Source organism: Bacteroidota bacterium, assembly GCA_035506275.1.
Taxonomy (GTDB): Bacteria; Bacteroidota; Ignavibacteria; order UBA10030; family UBA8401; genus JAGVPT01.
On the sequence record DATJPT010000003.1, the window covers coordinates 79661 to 102265 of the forward strand.

22 protein-coding genes are annotated in these 22605 nt (G+C 53.8%); 20 read left to right on the plus strand and 2 right to left on the minus strand.

What is annotated here, in order from left to right; translation table 11 throughout:
* The first annotated feature begins 159 nt into the window (after positions 1-159).
* From VMF88_01680 to VMF88_01735, 12 genes are all read left to right on the plus strand, one after another.
* Entirely contained in the window at positions 160-522 is a 363-nt protein-coding gene (locus VMF88_01680) for a hydrogenase maturation nickel metallochaperone HypA (protein HTY09756.1), read from the plus strand.
* On the plus strand, positions 519-1175 hold the full coding sequence (gene hypB / locus VMF88_01685; protein HTY09757.1) for a hydrogenase nickel incorporation protein HypB: 657 nt from the start codon (positions 519-521) through the stop codon (positions 1173-1175). Before VMF88_01680 ends, hypB begins: the two co-directional genes overlap by 4 nt.
* Positions 1172-3502: a carbamoyltransferase HypF gene (gene hypF, locus VMF88_01690; GenBank protein HTY09758.1), complete on the plus strand. Its 2331-nt coding sequence runs from the start codon at positions 1172-1174 to the stop codon at positions 3500-3502. Before hypB ends, hypF begins: the two co-directional genes overlap by 4 nt.
* Before the next feature lie 18 nt (positions 3503-3520).
* On the plus strand, positions 3521-3721 hold the full coding sequence (locus VMF88_01695) for a HypC/HybG/HupF family hydrogenase formation chaperone (GenBank protein ID HTY09759.1): 201 nt from the start codon (positions 3521-3523) through the stop codon (positions 3719-3721).
* Positions 3722-3730: 9 nt separating this feature from the next.
* Positions 3731-4018 (plus strand): HypC/HybG/HupF family hydrogenase formation chaperone, encoded by a 288-nt coding sequence (locus VMF88_01700; GenBank protein ID HTY09760.1) that lies wholly within the window; start codon positions 3731-3733, stop codon positions 4016-4018.
* Entirely contained in the window at positions 4015-5100 is a 1086-nt protein-coding gene (hypD, locus tag VMF88_01705; GenBank protein ID HTY09761.1) for a hydrogenase formation protein HypD, read from the plus strand. Before VMF88_01700 ends, hypD begins: the two co-directional genes overlap by 4 nt.
* A 47-nt stretch (positions 5101-5147) precedes the next feature.
* Entirely contained in the window at positions 5148-6200 is a 1053-nt protein-coding gene (gene hypE / locus VMF88_01710) for a hydrogenase expression/formation protein HypE (protein ID HTY09762.1), read from the plus strand.
* Between the two features lie 204 nt (positions 6201-6404).
* Positions 6405-6659: a 4Fe-4S dicluster-binding protein gene (locus VMF88_01715; GenBank protein ID HTY09763.1), complete on the plus strand. Its 255-nt coding sequence runs from the start codon at positions 6405-6407 to the stop codon at positions 6657-6659.
* 39 nt (positions 6660-6698) lie between these two features.
* A complete protein-coding gene (locus VMF88_01720) occupies positions 6699-7790 on the plus strand; it encodes a 3-methyl-2-oxobutanoate dehydrogenase subunit VorB (GenBank protein HTY09764.1) in 1092 nt (363 codons plus the stop codon).
* A 7-nt stretch (positions 7791-7797) separates the two neighbouring features.
* Positions 7798-8562, plus strand: a complete 765-nt coding sequence (locus VMF88_01725; GenBank protein ID HTY09765.1) for a thiamine pyrophosphate-dependent enzyme — start codon at positions 7798-7800, stop codon at positions 8560-8562.
* Positions 8563-8579: 17 nt separating this feature from the next.
* Positions 8580-9146, plus strand: a complete 567-nt coding sequence (locus VMF88_01730; GenBank protein HTY09766.1) for a 2-oxoacid:acceptor oxidoreductase family protein — start codon at positions 8580-8582, stop codon at positions 9144-9146.
* A gap of 43 nt (positions 9147-9189) precedes the next feature.
* Complete coding sequence (locus VMF88_01735; protein ID HTY09767.1) at positions 9190-9450, plus strand: hypothetical protein; 261 nt, start codon at positions 9190-9192, stop codon at positions 9448-9450.
* A gap of 82 nt (positions 9451-9532) precedes the next feature.
* Here VMF88_01735 and VMF88_01740 read toward each other — a convergent pair whose 3' ends face one another.
* Positions 9533-11134: a hypothetical protein gene (locus tag VMF88_01740; protein ID HTY09768.1), complete on the minus strand. Its 1602-nt coding sequence runs from the start codon at positions 11132-11134 to the stop codon at positions 9533-9535.
* Positions 11135-11173: 39 nt separating this feature from the next.
* The gene (locus VMF88_01745) at positions 11174-12496 is read right to left on the minus strand and encodes a nucleoside transporter C-terminal domain-containing protein (protein ID HTY09769.1); all 1323 of its coding nucleotides are present in this window, start codon (positions 12494-12496) and stop codon (positions 11174-11176) included.
* 346 nt (positions 12497-12842) lie between these two features.
* Here VMF88_01745 and lpdA point away from each other — a divergent pair, with 346 nt between their 5' ends.
* From lpdA to pdhA, 8 genes are all read left to right on the plus strand, one after another.
* On the plus strand, positions 12843-14234 hold the full coding sequence (gene lpdA, locus VMF88_01750) for a dihydrolipoyl dehydrogenase (GenBank protein HTY09770.1): 1392 nt from the start codon (positions 12843-12845) through the stop codon (positions 14232-14234).
* Between the two features lie 36 nt (positions 14235-14270).
* Positions 14271-14987: a lipoyl(octanoyl) transferase LipB gene (lipB, locus tag VMF88_01755; protein ID HTY09771.1), complete on the plus strand. Its 717-nt coding sequence runs from the start codon at positions 14271-14273 to the stop codon at positions 14985-14987.
* Positions 14984-17080, plus strand: a complete 2097-nt coding sequence (locus VMF88_01760; protein HTY09772.1) for a dehydrogenase E1 component subunit alpha/beta — start codon at positions 14984-14986, stop codon at positions 17078-17080. Before lipB ends, VMF88_01760 begins: the two co-directional genes overlap by 4 nt.
* Positions 17081-17091: 11 nt before the next feature.
* Entirely contained in the window at positions 17092-18120 is a 1029-nt protein-coding gene (locus tag VMF88_01765) for a thiamine pyrophosphate-dependent dehydrogenase E1 component subunit alpha (protein HTY09773.1), read from the plus strand.
* Positions 18121-18159: 39 nt separating this feature from the next.
* Entirely contained in the window at positions 18160-19137 is a 978-nt protein-coding gene (locus VMF88_01770; protein ID HTY09774.1) for an alpha-ketoacid dehydrogenase subunit beta, read from the plus strand.
* A 263-nt stretch (positions 19138-19400) separates the two neighbouring features.
* Positions 19401-20675, plus strand: coding sequence for a dihydrolipoamide acetyltransferase family protein (locus VMF88_01775; GenBank protein ID HTY09775.1), 1275 nt, complete (start codon positions 19401-19403; stop codon positions 20673-20675).
* A 5-nt stretch (positions 20676-20680) separates the two neighbouring features.
* Positions 20681-21550 (plus strand): lipoyl synthase, encoded by an 870-nt coding sequence (lipA, locus tag VMF88_01780; GenBank protein ID HTY09776.1) that lies wholly within the window; start codon positions 20681-20683, stop codon positions 21548-21550.
* Between the two features lie 22 nt (positions 21551-21572).
* A complete protein-coding gene (gene pdhA, locus VMF88_01785) occupies positions 21573-22598 on the plus strand; it encodes a pyruvate dehydrogenase (acetyl-transferring) E1 component subunit alpha (protein HTY09777.1) in 1026 nt (341 codons plus the stop codon).
* Positions 22599-22605 lie beyond the last annotated feature (7 nt).

Here is a 22605-nt window from a genome sequence, read left to right on the forward strand (position 1 = left end):
TTCGCTGCAATTCCATCGAACCTCTTTACCCCTCTTTTCCATCGTTGCGAATCACCCCTGTCGTTTCTCATTTCTTGGAACAATTCATACGGAATGCGTTGGAAATCCGTTATTTCGTGCGGCATGGTACTTGAATAATATCCTGCAGGAGATGGCGTTATGCACGAGCTTTCCATCGCACAAAATATTTTGGAAATAGTCAGCGACCACCTGCCTCCGGGAAAGATGCAAAAGGTAAAAGCTGTCACTATCAAAGTCGGGGACGGGGCCGGCGTGGTCAAAGACTCGCTGGAGTTTTGTTTCAATTCGATCACAGCGGGCACACCGATGCAGGAGACTGCGCTTAAAATAGACCGCGTTCCGTTTATCGTCCGTTGCCGTGCTTGCGGCAGGACATCGACGAATGAGAGCGAATTTTTCTTCTGCACCTTCTGTGAAGGATCCGATGTCGCGTTGGTTTCGGGAGATGAGCTTGAGGTTTCTGCCATTGAGCTTGCCGATGAGAAAGAGGGGATGGTATGAGCGTCATTACGATCGAACGGAAGATTCTGGAAAAGAACGACGAAGTCGCGAGCCATAACCGCGACCTTTTCCTTCGCCATGGCATTTTTGCCATCAATATTGTAAGCTCTCCCGGCGCGGGAAAAACGACTCTTCTCGAATGCACACTGAAAGAGCTCGGGGGCAAAATCAACGCGGCGGTCATCGAAGGGGACGTCCAGACAGACCTCGATGCGCAAAGAGTCTCGGCGCTCGGCGTTCCGACGGTTCAAATCGTGACTAAGGGGGGATGTCACCTTGAAGCCCCTTTGGTGCGCGAAGCGCTTGCTTCTCTGCCGTTGGACGGCGTGCAGCTGCTTATCATAGAAAATGTCGGCAATTTGGTCTGTCCAGCAAACTATGATCTCGGAGAAGCGGTGAAAGTTGTTGTCGCGAGCGTCACGGAGGGAGACGATAAGCCGCTCAAATATCCGACGATGTTCCGGAATGCGGCCGTCATGATCATCAACAAGATTGATTTGCTCCCGTACGTGAACAGCAGCGTTGAGGCGCTGAAGCGCAATGCGCTCAGCATAAACCCATCCTTAAGAGTTTTTGAGACGTCATGCATAAAAGGAACGGGCATTGCCGAATGGTCTGAGTGGCTCGTCAGGAACAGTTCCCAAAAAATATGAAGGCCAGGTTACATATTACGATCCGGGGAGCAGTTCAGGGAGTCGGATTCCGTCCGTTCATTTACCGGCTTGCGGCGGAACTGAAACTGCACGGGTGGGTTTCGAATTCTCCGCAGGGAGTTTTCCTGGAGGTCGAGGGGGAGAAACCGCTGCTGGAAAAATTTTTGGTCCGCATCGAAAAAGAACGACCCCCTCTTTCATTTATCCAGAGCCTTGACCCGACATTCCTCGACGTGGCGGGATATGAACGATTCGAAATAAGGGAGAGCGATCGCTCGGGCGATTCCACTGCGATGGTCCTTCCCGATGTTGCGACCTGTCCCGATTGTTTACGCGATATTTCCGACCCGTCGAACCGGCGGTATCGATATCCCTTTACGAACTGCACAAACTGCGGCCCGCGGTATTCGATCGTCGAGCGTCTGCCGTACGACCGTTCGAATACGAGCATGAAGAGCTTTGTGATGTGTCCGGAATGCCGCAAGGAGTATGAAAACCCCGCTGACCGAAGATTCCATGCGCAGCCGAACGCATGTCCCGTGTGCGGACCCCATTTGGAGTTGTGGAATGCAGCGGGAGGAATTCTTTCGGCGCGCGAGGACGCGTTGCTTCATGCCGTCGATGCTGTCCGGGAGGGAAAAATTGTCGCCGTGAAAGGAATCGGCGGATTCCATCTGATCGCGGACGCAAGAAATGAACGCGCGGTGATGTCGCTTCGCCGAAGAAAGCATCGGGAAGAAAAACCGTTTGCGGTGATGTTCCCAGCGCTCGAAGCTGTAAAGTCGGAGTGTGAGATGTCTGAGTTGGAGGAGAGGCTGCTTCTGACCGCCGCTGCCCCCATCGTACTTCTGGCTCGTCATTCGGAATTCGCGATTTGCCATTCGTCAGTAGTTTCTTCCGTCGCACCGCGGAATCCTTATCTCGGCGTCATGTTGCCGTATTCTCCCCTCCATCATCTCCTCCTGAACGAGCTCGGCTTTCCGGTTGTCGCAACCAGCGGAAATCTCTCCGACGAGCCGATGTCTACGGACGAACATGAAGCGTTGGAACGGCTAAAGGGGGTTGCAGACATTTTCCTTGTCCACAACAGGGAAATTGTCCGCCACGTCGATGATTCGGTTGCTCGCGTGATGATGGGGCGCGAACTCGTCCTTCGCCGCGCCCGCGGTTATGCGCCCCTTCCGATCATGACGACGTTCTCGCTCGGCTCTCCGATCATTGCGGTCGGTGCTCATCTGAAGAATGCCATTGCCTTGGGAAAAGGGGAAAATGTCTTCATCAGCCAGCATATCGGCGATCTCGAGACAAATGCAGCGACGCAAGCCTTCGAGCACGTGAACAAGAGCTTCAGAACACTCTACGATGTGGACTCTGCAACGGTGGCGTCCGATACGCATCCGGATTATCGTTCGACACAATTTGCAAAAAAAATGGATGCGCGTGTCATTCAGATCCAGCATCATTATGCCCACGTTGCGTCCTGTATGGCTGAAAATCAATTGGATGGACGGGCGCTCGGCGTTTCATGGGACGGCACCGGCCTCGGCCTTGACGGGACAATATGGGGGGGAGAATTTTTGCTGACAGACGATGAATCGTTTTCCCGTGTTGCGCATCTTCGTCAATTTAAGCTCCCGGGCGGAGACAAAGCGATCCGCGAGCCGCGCCGTTCAGCGGTCGGCCTGTTGTTCGAACTATTCGGCGAGACGCTTTTCGATCATCTCACTCCTCATCCCCTCGAGACCTTTTCCGATGCCGAGCTTTTGCTTCTTCGGCAAATGCTGGCGAAGAATATCAACTCGCCGCTCACCTCGAGCGCCGGAAGATTGTTCGACGCAATCGCATCGCTGTCCGGCGTTCGTGAGGTCACCAGGTTCGAAGGGCAGGCAGCGATGGAGTTGGAATGGGCGATCGGCAAAACCGCGACCGAGAAATCGTATCCATTTGCCGTATCAGGATCCGATTTGCCGCTGACCATTGATTGGGCGCCGACGGTATTTCAAATTTTGGACGACGTGAAGAAGAATATTCCAGTCGCGGAGACATCTGCCAAGTTTCACAATACCATGGCCGAGATGATCATTGATGTTGCCGGGAGAATCGGCGAGAAGCGTGTTGTCTTGACGGGGGGATGTTTCCAGAATAAATATCTATTGGAAAGAACGGTCGGCCGGTTGGAGCAAGAAGGGTTTCGCCCATACTGGCATCAGCGGGTGCCGCCGAACGACGGGGGGATCGCGCTCGGTCAAATTTATGCCGCACATCGAACACTGAAAACGAAGAAGTACTCTAACATCGAATCAATGCTTACAGAATCTCTCACATAGTCGGAAGGAGCGGATACAATGAATGTGCTGACAGGGAAAATCGTGGAAATTTTTATTGAAGATGGCCGGGCAGTGGGAAAAGTTCGCGTCGGAGGGGCGATAACGAACGTTCCGTTGATGCTGTTGATGAACGCGAAGGTCCATGATCGCGTAGTGATCGAGTCGGGCATCGCTCTTTCGAAGGTCAACGAGGGGAATGAAGTTCTTGAAAAATTTTAGGGTAATGCAATGTGCCTCGCAATTCCGGGCAAAGTTGTCGGCATTGAATTTATCCGCGACGGCCGAAATGATGCGCCCCTCATGGGGACCGTCGATTTCAGCGGGATAAGGAAATCCGTCTGTCTGGATTGGATTCCCGATATTAGAATAGGCGAGTACGTCATCGTCCATGTCGGGTTTGCGATCAGCAAGGTCGATGAAGAAGAAGCGCGTGAAACATTGAAGCTGTTCGACCAAATGAGCGGAGGGCTGGATGAATTGAATGTCGACGTGTCCGAAAAGGACGGACTGCAATGAAATACGTCGATGAATTCCGGAGCGAATCTGCCGCCCGAAAATATTCCGACCTTATCAAAAGAACCCTCGTCCACCCGTGGACATTGATGGAGATCTGCGGCGGACAAACACACACCATCGTCAAGTCCGGACTGGAATCTCTTTTGCCAAAAGAAGTCTCTCTTGTTCACGGTCCCGGCTGCCCTGTCTGCGTCACTCCGCTGGAAATGATCGACAAAGCCGTTGCCATTGCAGCCCGGCCTGACGTGATATTCACGTCGTTTGGCGATATGGTGAGAGTTCCCGGTTCGCACAACGATCTCCTCGCCGTGAAAGCGCAGGGGGGGAACGTCCGCATGGTGTACTCGCCGCTCGATGCCGTCAAGATCGCCCAGCAAAACCCCGAGAAGAAAGTCGTTTTTTTCGCGGTCGGATTTGAAACAACTGCTCCGGCCAACGCGATGTCCGTGCGGCAGGCAAAAAAACTAGGCCTGAACAATTTTTCCATTCTTTGTTCACACGTTCTCGTCCCGCCTGCGATGGAGGCGATATTGTCGTCCGAAGACAATCATGTCCAAGCGTTTCTCGCAGCGGGCCACGTCTGCACGGTGATGGGGTACGAGGAATATATTCCGCTCGCCAAAAAGTACCGTGTTCCGATCGTCGTGACGGGGTTCGAACCTGTCGATATTCTTCAGGGAATTTACCTGGCGGTGAAGCAGCTCGAAGAAGGCAGGGCGGAAGTGGAGAACCAATATTCCCGGTCCGTTCAGCGGGAAGGAAATCGGCCGGCGCGGAAACTCATCGCCGAGGTGTTTGAAATAACCGACAGGGCCTGGAGGGGCATCGGCGAAATTCCGGCAAGCGGCTACAAATTGCGAAAAGAATTTGCAGAATTCGATGCTGAAAGAATTTTTGAGGTGACAACAATTCACGCGCGGGAGTCGGCGGATTGTCTTGCGGGGACAATCCTTCGCGGCCTCAAGAAACCAAACGAGTGCCCGGTGTTCGGCTCGCAGTGCACTCCAGAACATCCTATAGGCGCGCCGATGGTCTCCTCAGAAGGAGCCTGCGCGGCATATTATCATTATAGAAATGTCTAGAAGAACGACGGCCAACGTTGACAGAGCAGAAAAAAGAGCAAAATACGATGGAACGCAATAAGATAGAGCTGTCTTGCCCTCTGCCGATCAAAGATTACAAAAATGTCCTGCTGGCGCACGGCGGAGGCGGAAAACTTTCGCAGCAATTGATCCAAAAAATGTTCGTCGCCCGGTTCCATAATGAATTTCTTGACCAATCCCACGATGGTGCGATCATTCCGCTCAATGGAGCGCGGCTTGCATTTACGACTGATTCGTACGTCATCGATCCGATCTTTTTCCCCGGGGGAGATATCGGAACGCTTGCAGTGAACGGAACGGTCAACGACCTGGCAATGTGCGGGGCGACACCGCTCTATCTTTCTGCCGCTTTTGTGATCGAGGAAGGGCTTTCGATGGACGAATTGTGGCGCGTCGTCAATTCGATGCAGTCGGCCGCAGAACACGCCGGCGTTAAGCTTGTCACTGGTGATACAAAAGTCGTTGATAAGGGAAAAGGGGATAAAATTTTCATCACGACGGCAGGGATCGGGACAATTGAAAGCGGGATCGATATCAATCCGAAACAGGCCCGTGCCGGCGATAAGATCATCGTCAGCGGAAATATCGGCGTCCACGGAATCGCCATTATGTCGGTGAGAGAAGGATTGGAATTCGAAACAGAGGTTGTGAGCGACTGTGCGCCTTTGAACGGTTTGGTTCGGACCATGTTGGATGCAAGCCGGCACATTCACGTGCTGCGGGACCCAACACGCGGCGGAATTGCAAGCGCTCTGAACGAGATCGCTGAAACCGCCGGCGTCGGAATGCTGATCGAGGAGGACAAAATTCCGGTCGACGATTCTGTCTCCGGTGCCTGCGAAATTCTTGGTTTTGATCCCCTGTATGTCGCGAATGAAGGGAAGCTTATTGCGATAGTTCCGGCAGACGATGCTGAAAACATTTTACGTGTGATGCATTCCCATCCGCTGGGAAAATATGCGGCAATCATTGGCACTGTTGCGACGGATCATCCCAAGACGGTCCTTATGAAAAGCCGCATTGGCGGGACAAGGGTCGTTGATATGCTCTCTGGAGAACAACTGCCGAGAATTTGCTGAGAGGGATCTATGGCGTTGAAATACTCAACGGCCAGCTTATTGGAATTAAGAAGCCCTTGCGGTTGGCTTCTTAATCTTGCCAAACCTCTTTCAATGTTGTTCGAAAAGCCGCGTCAATCAACGGCTTTGATCTCGATCCCGATGGCATAGTAGTTGAACGACAGCGACGCATAAGAAGCAGACAACATCACGCAGGAGTTGCTCATGATACGTGGAACAGTTCTCATCAATCGGGATGTCTGTAAAGGATGTGAGCTTTGTATCGCAGCGTGTCCGCAAGATAGCCTCGGATTATCGGACCAAATCAATCGGCACGGATATCGGTACGCGTTGCTGGTGCAGGACAATTGCACCGGGTGCATCAATTGTGCGCTCGTTTGTCCTGACAGCGCGATCACCGTTTACCAGCAGCCGAAAGCAAAAGTGAAATCCCCCGCCCAAGCAATTCCCGTTGCGTAATGTTTGTCTCAGTTACCGACCGTTTAGGGAGTAGACCTCATGCAAACTGATTCACGATCAGAAGCTCTCCTCATGAAAGGAAACGAAGCGCTTGCCGAAGCGGCGATCCGTGCGGGGATGCATGCGTACTTCGGTTACCCGATCACTCCGCAATCCGAAATTCTCGAATACCTCACCGTCGAATCGCCGAAGCGGAATTTTGTGGTCCTCCAAGCTGAGAGCGAATTGGCGGCGATCAACATGATCTACGGCGCGGGAGGGGCCGGCGCCCGCGTGATGACCTCATCGTCAAGTCCCGGGATAAGCTTGATGCAGGAAGGGATTTCGTACATGTCGTCGGCAGAAATTCCGTGTCTCATCGTCAACGTCCAGCGGGGCGGCCCGGGACTTGGAACGATTCAACCGTCGCAAGGAGATTACTTCCAGGCGACGAAAGGAGGAGGACACGGCGACTATCGACTTCTGGTGCTTGCCCCGGCTTCCGTGCAGGAGATGGCTGATCTCGTTTTTGAAGGTTTCCGTCTCGCGGAGAAGTACCGCAATCCCGTTATGATCCTGGCAGACGGCGCGCTCGGTCAAATGATGGAAAAAGTTCTGTTGCCGCAGGAAGGATCCCTTCCGTATCCGGAGAAGCCGTGGGCGACAAGGGGAAAACCGCACAACGGCGAAAGGAGAATTCTGACATCGCTTCATATGGAGCCGGAGAAGATGGAGGAGATCAATCTCAAGCTCCAGGACAAGTACCGGCGCATGAAGCAAGACGTTCGCTATGAGCTGGCCGGGGAGAAGAGGCCGGAGATTGTCCTTGTCGCATTCGGTTTGATCGCGAGAATTTGTCAAAAGGCGATCGAGCTCGCAAAGGAAAAAGGCATTTCAGTAGCATTGCTGCGGCCGATCACGCTCTATCCATTCCCCTCCGATGCAATTCATGCGCTGGCGGCGTCGACAGACGCATTTCTCGCGGTTGAAATGAACGCCGGGCAAATGGTGGAAGATGTGAAATTGGCGGTGAACGGCGAACGGCCGGTATATTTCAAAGGACGTATGGGAGGGATGATCCCGACTCCGGAGGAGATCCTCTTCGAGATCGAAGCGATCGCGGAGAAGCATCAAACAACAAAAGTATCGTGAGGAAACTATGGACACCGCAGTAAGTCCGATGCAGCTTGTCTATGAGAAGCCGGCAACATTGACCGAGACGACGATGCATTATTGCCCGGGATGCGGACACGGCGTCGTTCACCGGGTGCTCATGGAAGTGATCGAAGAAATGGGATTGCAGAATAAAACTATCGGCGTCGCTCCGGTCGGTTGTTCCGTCTTTGCGTATAATTACATGAACGTCGATATGCAGGAGGCTCCGCACGGACGGGCAAGCGCCGTTGCGACGGGAATCAAGCGCGTCCTTCCCGATCACTATGTGTACTCGTACCAAGGCGACGGCGATCTTGCCGCGATCGGGACGGGGGAATCGATCCACACCGTGAACCGCGGCGAGAATATTCTGATGCTCTTCATCAACAACGCCATCTATGGAATGACCGGCGGTCAAATGGCGCCGACGACGATCCTCGGGCAGGTGACCTCGACAACGCCGTACGGAAGGAATTCCGATCTTATCGGATTCCCGTTGAAGATAACGGAGCTTGTCGCCCAATTGCCGGGGGCATACTACGTGACGCGGCAAGCAGTTCACACCCCGGGAGCGGTAAGAAAATTGAAGAAGGCGATCGAAGCATCGTTCAGGTATCAGCCGTTGAGAAAAGGGACATGCTTTATCGAGGTCGTTTCCAATTGTCCTTCAGGATGGAAGATGACTCCCGTGGAAGCGAATGAATGGATGGAGAAGAATATGTTCCCGCTGTATCCGCTCGGCGATTTGAAGGTTCCGAAACAAAATTAATTCGGAGAAGGTGAACAATGAATACGCCCCATGAAATTATCATCGCCGGATTCGGCGGACAAGGCGTTCTCTCGATGGGACAGATTATTGCGTACGCGGCAATGGAAGAAGGGAAAGAAGTAAGCTGGATGCCGTCGTACGGTCCGGAGATGAGAGGCGGCACGGCAAATTGCATCGTTATCGTCTCCCCGACGAAAATCAGCTCGCCGATCGTTTCGAAGTACGATTCGGCCATACTTCTTAATCAGCCATCACTCGACAAATTCGCCGAGGCCGTTAAACCGGGGGGGCTGATTCTCTTCGAGTCGTCGAGTGTCATTGCACCGTCACCCCGAACGGATGTAGAGTCGCTCGGCATCGATGCGCAGGAAGAGGCGCTGAAACTGAATAAAAAGCAGGTTGCCAACATGATCATGCTCGGGGCATTTCTCGAACGGCGTCCGATCGTTTCCACGGAAAATGTTCTGAAGGCGCTGAAAGACGTCTTGCCCGAACGCCATCATCATCTTCTGCCGCTGAATGAAGAAGCGCTGAAGCTCGGTAAACACGCCGCGATCGAAGCGGTTCATGAAGCAGTGCATTGATCTTTTTCGGACGCACATAGAAAGAGGAACAGGGAGGACCATTATGAACCTTGACAATCTTCGCTGCGATCATCAGTGCAGGAATACCTGCGCGATGCTCACGGCTGCCCTTGCGCAAGAGACGATGACCGTTCGCTTTTATCAACAAGTGCTTTCGCAGTGCGACGAACCGGAGGTCCACAGCTTTGTCCGCTCGATCGTTGAAGAACGGAGCGCATCGGTCATCCGGATCATGCAGAAGCTCAACGAAATCAAAGCCCGCTCCCAAACGATGGACGGCATTCAGTCCAGTTTTCAGCCCTGATTACCCAAAAGAAAAACGCCTTGCCGCACTCAACGCTATGACAAGGCGTCTCGATAAATTCCTTTTCCACCCCTCCGAAAAGCTACTCTCCTTCCGGCGCCGGCTCGCGCGATTCCTTCGTGAAAGAGAAAACCAATAGCATGACGGCTAAGACAATATATGCCGAGGTAAATTGGTACGGGATCTTCTGAGCCATGCCGGAAAGGCTCCACGGCAGATACATCATTCCATCCGGCGACGCTGAGTGGACGATGCCGAAGAACGAAAGGATTGCGAGGAGGAACAGATACAACGAGGACCGCTTCAAATGCCGGTCGATCAATTCGGCCAAAAATCCTCCCCATAACATTGCCGTCAGGATAAATCCATTCCCAAGTGCGATCGTCACGAGCATCTCCGGAAGTGTCCTTCCCGGCGTTTCAAGGAGCTTCTGGAAATTTTCGCTCGGAACGATGTCCGGGTTCGAAAATTTTATTGACAGAAGCCGGGCCACGGTCGGAAAGAACGCGAATGCGACAGCCGGAGCATGGCGGACGGGACATGCGTGGAAGGACTGTACCACAATGTCCAAGGCGACAAAGATCAATACCGGGGCGAGCACGGCCCGCGGGATGAGTTCAACGAAGAACGAGACGTAGCCAAGGACTCCGCCAAGGCCGATGAAAGCGCCTGTCAATAAGGTGTATCCTGCGCGTGAACCCATGCGTTTGTATGCCGGCTGCCCGATGTACGGAGTCGATTGTGCAACGCCGCCGCATAACCCTGCAATGAGCGTTGCAAAAGCTTCGGTTAAAAGGATCGAGCGTGTGTTGAAATCATCCCCCGCGACGCGCGCGCTTTCAGTGACGTTGATTCCGCCGACGACGGTCAGCAATCCGAACGGGATCGCGATCGGCATATACTTCCATGCGTGGCTCAATCCTTCTATAAAACCGAGCGTCGGAATCGGGAGGCCGAAATGCAGGTCCATAGCCGGCATGCCGGAGTACGTTCCACCGATCCAGCCGGTCGGTCCAAGGGCGTAATAGATGGACGTTCCTACGAGAATCGCGGCGAAGACTCCCGGAAAATTCTTCGGCAATTTGATGCGCGCGACAAGAGAGTAAAAAATGAGGCCGAGCGAAATCAATCCGACCACGGGCATGCTGAATATATCCACCAGCGGAACCAACCCGATGAGCGCCAATCCGATACCCGCGAGCGATCCGAGAAGTCCGGCCTGCGGTACCACTCGTTGGACCCACTGGCCGAGGAACGAAAAAACGACCTTGATCAATCCGATCATCACCATCGTTGCCATGCCGATGTACCACGTCATCATTGCGGCGTCGCGCTCGTTTAAGCCCTCGGCTTTCAGCCCGATGAACGCGGGGCCGAGGACGACAAGCGCAATGCCGATGGTCGAGGGGGTGTCCAACCCCAACGGCATCGCGGTGACCTTGGTGTTGCCGTTTTTTTTGGAAAGCCGGAACGCCATCCAGGTATACACCGCATCGCCGAAGAGAACGCCGAACGCGGTTCCGGGAAACATTCTGGTATAAACAATGTCAGCCGGGAACTTGAACGCGAAGATCAGGATCCCAGCGAGAAAAGAGAGGACGGTCAGGTTGTCGAACATCAAGCCGAAGAATCCGTTGATGTCGCCGAGGGCGAACCAGGAATATTTTTTTTGATCTTTTTCCACGATTGCTGCCTGTGAAAGATGATTCAGCGATTCAGAAGTTCAATTGACGAACATCCCCGCGATGGAAGCGGTCATCCACGTTGCGATCGTTCCGCCGAGCAGCGATTTAAGACCGAGCTTCGCGATGTCGCTTCGGCGGTTTTCCGCAAGCGGTCCGATGCCACCGATCTGGATCGCGATGGAAGAAAAATTTGCAAAACCGCACAACGCATACGTGGCAATGACGATTGCTTTTTGGGAGAGCTGGTGGGCCGTGATCGCATCGGTCATTTTTGAATAGGCCACGAACTCGTTCAGCACGACCTTGATCCCCATCAGGCTTCCCACGCTCAGCGCATCGCTCCACGGAACGCCGATCGCGAAGGCGATAAATTGGAATACGAGGCCGGTGATGAGCTCGAACGAGACCGGCATGCCGAAACGGGCCTGGGTGATATCGCTCCACCCGGTCGCTTTTCCTACCCATCCCAGACCGTAATTCAACAATGCGATGAGCGCGATGAATGCGATCAGCATCCCTGCCACGTTCAGCGCCAACTGGACGCCGGTCGATGCGCCCGACGCTGCAGCTTCGATAACGTTCGAATGCGCCTTTTCGATCTTGAGCTTCAACGTTCCCATCGTCAGCGGCTCGGCCTTTTCGGGGAAAAGAATTTTTGCAACGACGATCGTCGCCGGACCGGCCATGATGCAAGCCGCAAGGAGATGCCCCGCAAAATATACCTGGGAAGCGTCGACCGACGTTCCCCGGAGCGCCGCATAAGCAGCGCCCAACATTGTGTAATATGCTATCATGACGCCGCCGGAGATATGCGCCATCCCGCTTGTCATGATGGTCATGAGCTCTGATTGGGTGAGGGTGGCCAAATACGGACGGATGACCAGAGGGGCCTCCGTTTGCCCCATGAATGTATTGGCAGCAACACACAGCGACTCGCTTCCGCTCGCACGCATGAATTTTGCCATTACCCACGCCATCGCCTGAACGACCCGCTGCATAATGCCGAGGTGGTACAGAATTCCCATGAACGAGGCGAAAAAAATGATCGTCGGCAATACCTGAAATGCGAAGAAGAATCCAAAGCTGCCGGGAGAGCCGACCGACGTCGCAAGAGGACCGAAGACGAATTGTGCACCGTTCGCGGTAAAACTGAACAGGCGGACGAAGCATTTGCTGATCGTTCCAAAAATGATCTGTCCCAGGGCGGCTTTGAGGACGAGGAGAGCGAAGACGAACTGAAGCACAATGCCGATGATGACGAGCCGCCAGTTGATCGATGATTTTTCGGGGGAGAAGAGGTAAGCGATTCCTGTAACAACGACGAGGCCGATCAAACCGCGGACGACCGAAAAAATTTCCATGCGGTACCTTTCAGCAAAAATAATCGAGAAGCATGTCTCAGCGATTGGACGATCAGGCATCAAAGTATCAAGAATTCGATAAAAGTGCCAGAGAAAACAACGACAGCAGTCCCGGAAATATTGTCAGCGAAATTTGCTCCTTGGCGGGTCGAAACTTTCCGCTGCTTCAGTTCGATTGACTTTTCTAATCAGTTTGAGTATATTTTAGCCGCATTTTCCCTTATTGCCGTTATAAAAGAGAAGTTGTGGTCCCATGAACGTCGAAATTCTATGGGTAGAGGGTGATGAATCTTTTCATTTGAAAGAGGGAATTGTTATTCCCTCTTTTCTTTTTTAAGAGGAATTCATGGCAGAGAAGCAATATGATGTTGTTGTCATCGGCGGCGGTCCCGGCGGATACATCGCAGCCATTCGTGCAGGGCAACTCGGGTTGAAAACGCTGGTCATCGAGAAGGATAAGCTCGGCGGCATCTGTCTCAATTGGGGCTGCATTCCGACCAAAGCGCTTCTCAAGAACGCGGAGATCTACAATCTTTTACATCATGCGGACGAGTTCGGTTTCTCGTTCGATAATTTGAAGGCCGATTTTTCGGTCGCCGTGAAACGGAGCAGGGACATTGCGGGACGGTCGTCGAAGGGGATCGAGTTTCTTTTTAAGAAGAATAAGGTAGAATATCTGCCGGGAACGGCAAAGATCGCCTCAAAAGGAGTTGTTGAAGTTGCTCAGGCCGGCAAGACCGAGAGGATCAATGCGAAGCACATCATCATCGCTACCGGAGCCCGGCCGAAGACCTTCCCGACAATCAAGATCGACGGCAAACAGGTGATCACGAGCTCCGAAGCGATGGTGCTGAGCGCTCCGCCGAAAAGCATGGTGATCATCGGCGCCGGTGCGATCGGAGTGGAGTTCGCCTATTTCTACAACGCATACGGTACGAAAGTCACCATCGTTGAGATGATGCCGAGCCTGCTTCCGATCGAAGACCGAGAGGTCACGAAAACGCTTGCGCGGGTTTTTTCAAAGAACGGCATTGAAATCCTCACGGAGACCAAAGTCGAAGGCGTTGCGACCGGGAAAGAGGTCACTGTGACTGTCAGCAATAAGGAAGGAAAGAAAGACCTGAAAGCAGACATCGCTCTGGTGGCTATTGGAGTCCAGGGAAATATTGAAAACCTCGGACTCGAAGCTCTGGGGGTGAAGACAGACCGCACCTTCATCAAGGTTGATCAATCCTACAAGACCAACGTCGACGGCATCTACGCCATCGGCGATGTCAACGGGCCGCCGTGGCTCGCTCATGTCGCTTCGGCAGAAGGAATTGCCTGCGTCGAACGGATCGCGGGGAAAAATCCACATCCGATCAATTATGATAATATCCCGGGCTGCACATACTGCCAGCCCCAGGTGGCCAGCGTCGGGCTCACTGAAGAAAAGGCCCGTGAAAAAGGGTACGAGTTGAAGATCGGAAGGTATCCGTTCCGCTCTCACGGCAAGGCGCTCGCGATCAACGAACCGGAAGGCTTCGTCAAATTGATTTTCGACGCGAAGTACGGCGAGCTTCTTGGCGCGCACATCATCGGGTCTGAAGCGACCGAAATGATCGCCGAACTTGCCGTTGCCCGGACGCTCGAAACGACCCGTGAGCAGATCATTCAGACCATCCACGCCCACCCGACACTGACGGAAGGGGTCGGCGAGGCGGCGTTGGATGCCTACGGCGAGGCGTTGAACATATAGAGTCCATTGTTTGATCATCGTTGCCCAGCGTTGCTCATGAATCAACTTCTTACCATTAACCTTGGACGCACGCGGTACGCCGATGCGTGGGATATGCAGAGAAAAATCTTCGCTGCACGTCTTGCCCATCGTGTTCCCGATGTTTTGCTCCTGACGGAGCACGAACCGGTGTATACGCTCGGCAAAGGGGCTGATGGGAATCATCTTCTTGCCGGCGACCGTGAACTGCGGGAAAAAGGTATCGACGTGTTCGCGATCGACCGCGGCGGCGACGTCACGTTCCACGGTCCGGGGCAGTTGGTCGGATATCCGATCCTCGACCTGAACGAACATTATCTCGACATCCATCGATATTTGCGCGACATTGAAGAGGTCCTGATTCGCACGGCAAAAGACTTTACTATCAATGGCGACCGTTCGGAAGGTTACACCGGCGTGTGGGTGAGGAACGACAAGCTTGCGGCCATCGGGGTAAAAGTAAGCCGCTGGATAACGATGCACGGGTTTGCGCTTAATGTGAACACCGACCTTTCCTATTTTGACAGAATTATCCCCTGCGGAATTTTCCATAAAGGGGTAACGTCGCTTCGCGCGCTCAAAGGGCGCGACGTTCCGATGTCGGAAGTTGAAAACGCGGTCGTTCGTAATTTTGAATCTGTTTTCTCAGTCGCATCACAATCGATGACGCTCGACGAGCTTTGCTCGAACGATCGTCTCGAAAATGTGTTTACTGTTGAGGAGAAGATTTCATGACAGTGAAGAAGAATGTTATGACCGTGCACAAATTGGAGACCTCACCTCACTGGAGCGGGAAACAGGTGAAGGTTGCACATACCTCCAACGGTCAATTGACCAACGCGCAGCTTGTCCAGGTTTTCCGGTCGATGTTTCTATCGAGGAGCATCGACGAAAAATCGATGATGCTTCTGAAGCAGGGAAAGATATTATTTCACATCAGCGGACCGGGGCACGAAGCCTGTCAGGTTGCTGCCGCGATGGCGATGAAGCCGGGCTACGATTGGGCATACCCGTACTACCGCGACCTCGGCTTTGCTCTCCAATACGGTTCGACGCCGTATGAAATTTTTCTAGAATCGATGCACCGGGTGGGAGGACCAAGCTCCAACGGAAGACAGATGCCATCGCATTACGGCAACAAGGTCCTGCATATTCCGGCACAGTCGAGTCCGACCGGTACGCAATTTCTCCAGGCAGTCGGCACAGCCATCGGCCTCGTGAAAAGCGGGGGGGACGAAGTAGTCTATGTCTCATCTGGCGAGGGGGCGACGAGCGAAGGTGAATTCAGCGAAGCGCTGAACTGGGCTAGCCGCGATAAGCTTCCCGTGATTTTCATGATCCAGAATAACGGATACGCGATCTCGGTTCCGGTGAAGGATCAGGTTGCCGGCGGTTCCGTCTATGAACTGACCCAAGGCTATCCCGATTTTTGCAGGCTTCATGTGGACGGCACCGATTTCTCTGCTTCATACCATGCAGCGCAAGAGGCCGTAGGGTACGCGCGCGCAAGAAAGGGACCGAGCCTCATCGAGGCAAAGGTTGTCAGATTGTTTCCTCATTCATCGTCCGATGATCCGAAGAAATACCTGACCCCGGAAGAAATTGAAAAGAACCGGCAGGCCGATCCGCTGCCGAAGTTTGAGAAGATGCTTCTCGATTCAAGAGTTCTCGACCACGCTGAGCTCGATCGTCTTAAAACCGAAATTAAAAGAGAAGTAGAAGAAGCTGCAGAACGGGCAGAGGCGCAGCCGAGTCCGTCGGCCGACACCGCTGAACGAAATGTCTTTTCTCCAAGCATCATTGTTCCAAAGGACAATTTCACCGAGCCCAAGCACTCGGGCAAAAACATCGTCATGGTTGACGCAGTGAACCATGCGCTCCATGAAGAGATGAAGCACAACCCGAAGATGCTGGTCTACGGCGAGGATGTCGCCGGGAGCAAGGGGGGTGTGTTCACGGCAACAAAAGGATTGACGGCAGCTTTCGGCGAAGAACGCGCCTTCAACTCCCAACTGGCGGAAGCGAGCATTGTCGGAACGGCGATCGGCCTGTCCATCCTCGGCTACAAACCGGTGGTCGAGATCCAGTTCGGCGACTACATCTGGCCGTCGTTCATGCAATTCAAAGACGAACTTGTGACGCTCCGTTACCGCTCGGACGGCAACTTCTCTTGTCCCGTTGTTGTACGGGTTGCCGTCGGAGGATACATTCGCGGCGGACTGTATCACAGCCAAAGCATCGAAGGTTTTTTTGCTCACATGCCCGGTTTGTGGATTGCGATGCCGTCCAATGCCGCGGACGCAAAAGGTTTGCTGAAGACCGCCTGCCGCGAGGATAACCCGGTATTGTTCTGCGAGCACAAGGGATTATACCGACAGGGATTCGCGTCCAGCCCGGAGCCGGATGAAAACTATCTTTTGCCGTTCGGCCTTGCGAGCGTGAAAAAAACGGGGGATGATATTACCATTATTACATGGGGAATGATGGTCCAGCGCTCGTTGGATGCGGCGAAAAAACTTGAGGCACAGGGAACGAGCGTCGAAGTGATCGACCTGCGCACGATTTGCCCGTGGGATAAAGAAACGGTGATGACATCCGTGAAGAAGACCGGCAAAGCGCTGATCGTCCATGAAGACACCCGCACCGGCGGATTCGGCGCCGAGATCGGGGCCGTGATCGCAGAAGAATGTTTCCAGTGGCTCGACGCGCCGGTGACGAGAGTAGCGGCAAAGGATGCGCCGATTCCGTTTGCCCCCGCGCTTGAGAGCGCGATTCTCCCCCAGGAGAGTGATATCGTATCAGCGCTGAAAAAGATCGCGGAATTTTGATCCGTAACCCAATGGCCGCAGCCGTTAAATCAAAAAGAGAAAGATCGGCGGTTTCGCGTTCCCGCAAAAGCGCAGAGCCTCATCTCGCAAAGGACGATCTGCTTCAGCTTTATTATTACATGCGCCTGACGCGTGAGTTTGAGGACACGATTGTCACGTTGTACCGGCAGGGAAAAATTGTCGGAGGAGCGTTCAGCGGAAACGGCAACGAAGCGACCGCGATCGGCAGCGCGTATTGTCTGAACAAGGAAGACTATATATTTCCGATGCATAGGGACCTCGGCGCTCATTTCGTTAAAGGGCAGACCGTTCGGAATCTGATGCTGCAGCATTTAGGGCGGGAAAACTCCCCGGCGCGCGGCCGCGATGGAACTGGACATTACGCAGACCCGTTGCTGAGGATCTACGGCAACATCAGCCATCTTGCGGCAATGATACCGGTCGCTGCGGGCGTCGCGCTTGCGTGCATGCTGCGGAAAGAGCATTCGGTTGTGATGACCTACATCGGGGACGGAGGGAGTAATGTGGGCGATTTTCACGAATCGCTGGCAATGTGCTCGGTTATGAAGCTTCCCCTTGTGCTGATCGTCGAGAACAATCAGTTCGCCTATTCGACGCCGATCGCCAAGCAGTTCATCGTCGAGAGATTGTCGGACCGGGCGGCCGGTTACGGGATCCCGGGGTTTACCATCGACGGTACGGACGTCGAGGAAGTCTATACGGTATGCAAACAGGCGGTTGACCGCGCCCGCAAGGGTGAAGGCCCGACTCTCATCGAATCTGTTACGATGAGAATGCACGGACATTCGGTGAACGACAACGCTGAATACGTCCCTCAAAAATTGTTGGACGGCTGGAAGAAGAAGGATCCGATCGTTAAATTCGAAAAGCAGTTGATCGAGAAGGGAATTCTTTCCAGAAGCATCCAGGAAGAACTTGGGAAAAAGATCTCGGACGAGCTCGATGAGGCGACTCAATTTGCAGTGAAGAGTTCGTATCCGGCGCCGCAGGAGGCGACGGTCGGTGTTTTTGCGGAATAATGTTCTTTAGAAAGCTGTTTTTTCCATTACGAAAGTCATTTGTCAGTCATCTCGTATATTGAAGCTATCAGCAAGGGATTGTGGGAAGAGATGGAGCGCGATTCGTCGGTGTTTCTCCTTGGAGAGGACATCGGCGAATACGGCGGAGCGTTTAAGGTCACCAAAGGATTTCTCAAGCATTTCGGGAACGATCGGGTGATCGACACAGTCCTTGCCGAGTCCGCAATTCTCGGAGCCGCGACCGGCGCAGCGCTGGCAGGAATGAAGCCCGTTGCGGAAATGCAGTTCGCCGATTTCGTCACCAACGGATTCAATCAGCTTATCAACAATTCCGCCTCGATCCATTACCGGTGGAATCTTCCCGTGCCGATGGTCGTCCGGCTGCCGTCGGGCGCCGGGATTCACGGCGGGCCGTTCCATTCGCGGAATCCCGAAGCATGGTTTTTTCATCAGCCGGGATTGAAGCTTGTCGCGCCGGCGACGCCGTACGACGCCAAAGGATTGATCAAAGCGGCGGTTCGCGACCCGAACCCCGTTCTGTATTTTGAGCACAAAAGATTGTACCGGCATGTCAAAGGTGAAGTCCCCGATGACGATTATGTGATCGAGATCGGAAAAGGAGATATCAAGCGCCCGGGGAGCGATTGCTCCCTGATCACCTATGGCGCGACCCTTCATCCGTCGATCGAGGCAGCGGCATTGATCGAGCAACAGGATGGGGTCGAGGTCGAAGTGATCGACCTGCGGAGTTTGGCGCCGCTCGATAAAGATCTGATCTTGTCGTCGGTGAGAAAGACTGGAAAAGTTTTGATCGTGCACGAAGATTCGGTCACCGGCGGCATCGGCGGAGAGATCGCAGCGCTTGTCGCAGAGTTTGCGTTCGACCATCTGGATGCGCCGGTGAAGCGGATCGGCGCGATCGACACCCCGACGCCTTTTGCACCGACGCTCGAAGAGTATTTTCTTCCAAACAGAGAAAAAATTCTGGCGGCTCTGAAAGAGTTAGCGGCATATTAGAAGCTATCTCAGTATTATGTCGCTTCATCCTTCCCAACGGGTCTGCGACCCGCAGGGTCGTTGACGATGCGCTCACTTCGTTCGCTTGCTCCCCGAAGGGGTCCTTTGGGGACAGGATGAACCGCCGATGTGTTCACCCTGAGCAAGTCCCCCAACGGTCGCCGAACAAAAGCGACTCTTTGAGGGGACGTGCCGAAGGGTCAATCTAATTTCATTGTTGAGATAGTTTCTAGCAAGACCATCGAACAGAATCGAGACCACGTATGGCCATAGTCGACGTTATCATGCCCCAAATGGGGGAAAGCATTGCCGAGGGGACGATCACCAAATGGTATAAGAAGGTGGGGGACAAGATCGCCAAGGATGAGACCTTGCTCGAGATCAGCACGGATAAGGTCGATTCTGAGATCCCTTCGCCTTCGTCAGGACTCGTTGCGGAACTCCTCTTTCCAGAACAGAAGACCGTCGATGTTCATACTGTCATTGCGAGAATTCAAACCGATGTCCATGCTCCATTGGTGCAAGGTCATGGAAACATCGAGTTAGGCAGCCAGGGCGCCAAGCCTGAAGTTGCTCGATCGGCTCAATCGACTCATGCTCAGTCTGGAACCCAACCGGCAGCGGTCGGACAGCACATCTCGACCGACGCCGGCAGATTTTTTTCACCCCTTGTCCTGAACATAGCACGGACGGAAGGGATCTCATTAAGTGAGTTGGAGGGGATTTCCGGAACCGGAGCAAACGACCGGGTCACGAAGAAAGATATCTTAGACTACGTCGAACGGAAGAAATCGAACCGGGCACCGGCTGCGGCAAGGACCTCAACGCCCTCCTCGCCTTCAACCGGGATTGAAATCATCAAGATGGATTCGATGCGGAAGGCCATCGCCGAGCACATGGTGCGAAGCGTCCATACTTCGGCACATGTCGGTTCGGTCACAGAAGCGGACGTTTCAAAGATCGTCGCATTCAGGGAAAAGCACAAAGCCGAGTTTGAACGGCGGGAAGGCTTCAAGCTTACGTTCACGCCGTTCTTCGTCGATGTGGTCGTCAAAGCGATCAAAGATTTTCCCATGCTCAACGCTTCGGTTGACGGCGATTCGATCCTGATCCGAAAAGACGTCAACATCGGAGTTGCTGTTGCGCTGGAAAATGGCTTAATTGTTCCTGTCGTCAAGCATGCGGACGGTAAAGATCTTATCGGACTTGCCCGTGCGGTGAACGATCTGTCGAACCGCGCACGGACGAAAAAGCTCTTGCCCGAAGATGTCCAGGGGGGAACGTTTACGATCACCAACCCCGGCATTTTCGGTAACCTGTTCGGGTTCCCGATCATCAACCAGCCGCAAGTTGCCATACTCGGTGTGGGTGCCATTAAGAAGCGGCCGATCGTTGTTAATGATGCGATCGCCATTCGCTCCATGGTGTATATCTCCATGTCGTACGACCACAGGATCATCGACGGCGCCCTTGGGGGGATGTTTTTGCAGCGGCTCGTGGAGCATTTGGAGAATTTTGACGTGAGCAAAGGTGTTTAAGCGCGATGGAAACGATTATCCATGAAATAGAAGTGAAACGTCCCCGGAAGCCGGAATGGCTGAAGGCCCGCGTACCCGGCGGAGAAAATTATTCGCGGTTGAAAAGTTTGATCGACGGAAACCGCCTGCACACCGTGTGCGAGGAAGCCCGCTGCCCGAACATGGGGGAATGCTGGAATTCGGGGACCGCAACGTTCATGATCCTCGGCGACACGTGCACGCGAAGCTGCGGTTTCTGCGCCGTGAAAACCGGACGCGCCGAATTTCTTGACAAGGATGAGCCGCGCCGCGTCGGCGAGGCGGTCGAGGTCATGAACCTCCGGCATGCGGTCATCACGTCGGTCAATCGCGACGAGCTGTTCGACGGTGGAGCGCAGATTTTCGCCGACACGATCCGGGAGATCCGGAGCCGCGTACCGGCATGCCGCATCGAAGTGCTTATTCCGGATTTTATGGGAAACGAAACGGCGCTGAACATCGTCCTCGACGCTCAGCCTGACATACTCAACCACAATACGGAAACGGTTCCGCGGCTCTATAAGACAGTCCGTCCTCAAGCCCACTATAATCGCTCGCTCGAGCTGCTTTTTCGCGCGAAGCAGAAAGGATTCCTGACGAAATCCGGCTTGATGCTCGGGCTCGGGGAAACGATGGAAGAAGTGGTCGAGACGATGAGCGATCTCCGCGGGGTCGAGTGCGACATCCTGACGCTCGGCCAGTACCTGCAGCCGACGGCGGCGCACCTCCCCGTTGAGCGCTATGTCCATCCAGAAGAATTTACGCGGCTGAAAAAACAGGGGCTCGAAATGGGATTCCGCTACATCGAATCGGGGCCGCTCGTCCGCAGTTCCTACCATGCGGCTGACCAAGTGTAATATTTTATCATAAGGAGAATGAATGGCAACGGCAACACTGAAAAAAGAATCAAAGGAAGGTAAGGCGAATCGCTGGAAGAATCTCGGATTATCCAACGCAAAGCTCATCGACTTGTACCGTCAGATGCTTCTCATCCGCAGGTTCGAAGAGCGCTCGGCGCAGGAGTATGGAAAAAGTAAAATCGGCGGCTTCTGCCATTTGTATATCGGTCAGGAAGCGGTCGGCGTCGGCGCCATTGCTGCGCTTCGCGAGGACGATTATATTTTCTCCGCGTACCGCGACCACGGGCATGCGATCGCACGGGGGATGGACCCGAAGGCAATTATGGCAGAGCTGTTCGGCAAGTTCACCGGCTGTTCGAAAGGCATCGGCGGTTCGATGCACATGTTCGATGCGGCAAAAGGCTTTATGGGAGGTTATGGAATCGTCGGGGGCCATGTGCCGCTCGCATCGGGAACAGCCTTTGCATCCAAGTATCTCGGAAAAGATTCGGTGACAATCTGTTTCTTCGGCGAGGCGGCCGCGAACCAGGGGGTCTTTCATGAGACACTTAACCTGGCAGCCCTGTGGAAGCTCCCCGTTGTTTTCATCTGCGAAAACAATCGTTTCGGAATGGGGACTGCGGTCGAACGATCGACGGCGGTGTGGGACATTTATCAGAAGGCATCGGCGTACGACATGACACGGCAGTGGGTGGATGGCATGGATGTGCTGGAAATGTACCGCGTCGTAAAGGAAGCAGTTGACCGCGCCCGCAAATCAAGCCTTCCGACGATGCTGGAGGCCCGGACCTACCGATTCAGAGGGCACTCGATGTCCGACCCGATCCACGGCCATTACCGGACGAAAGAGGAGGTCGAAGAGCAAAAGAAAAGCGACCCGATTCCGGCATTCGGCCATGAGTTGCTTGATGCGGGGATCCTCAGCCAATCGGTCATCGATGAGATGGAGTTGGAGATCAAGAAGATCGTCGATGAATCGGTCGAATTCGCCGAGCACAGCCCCGAGCCGCCGGCCGATTTTTTGTATGAAAACGTCTACGTTTAATTTTGAA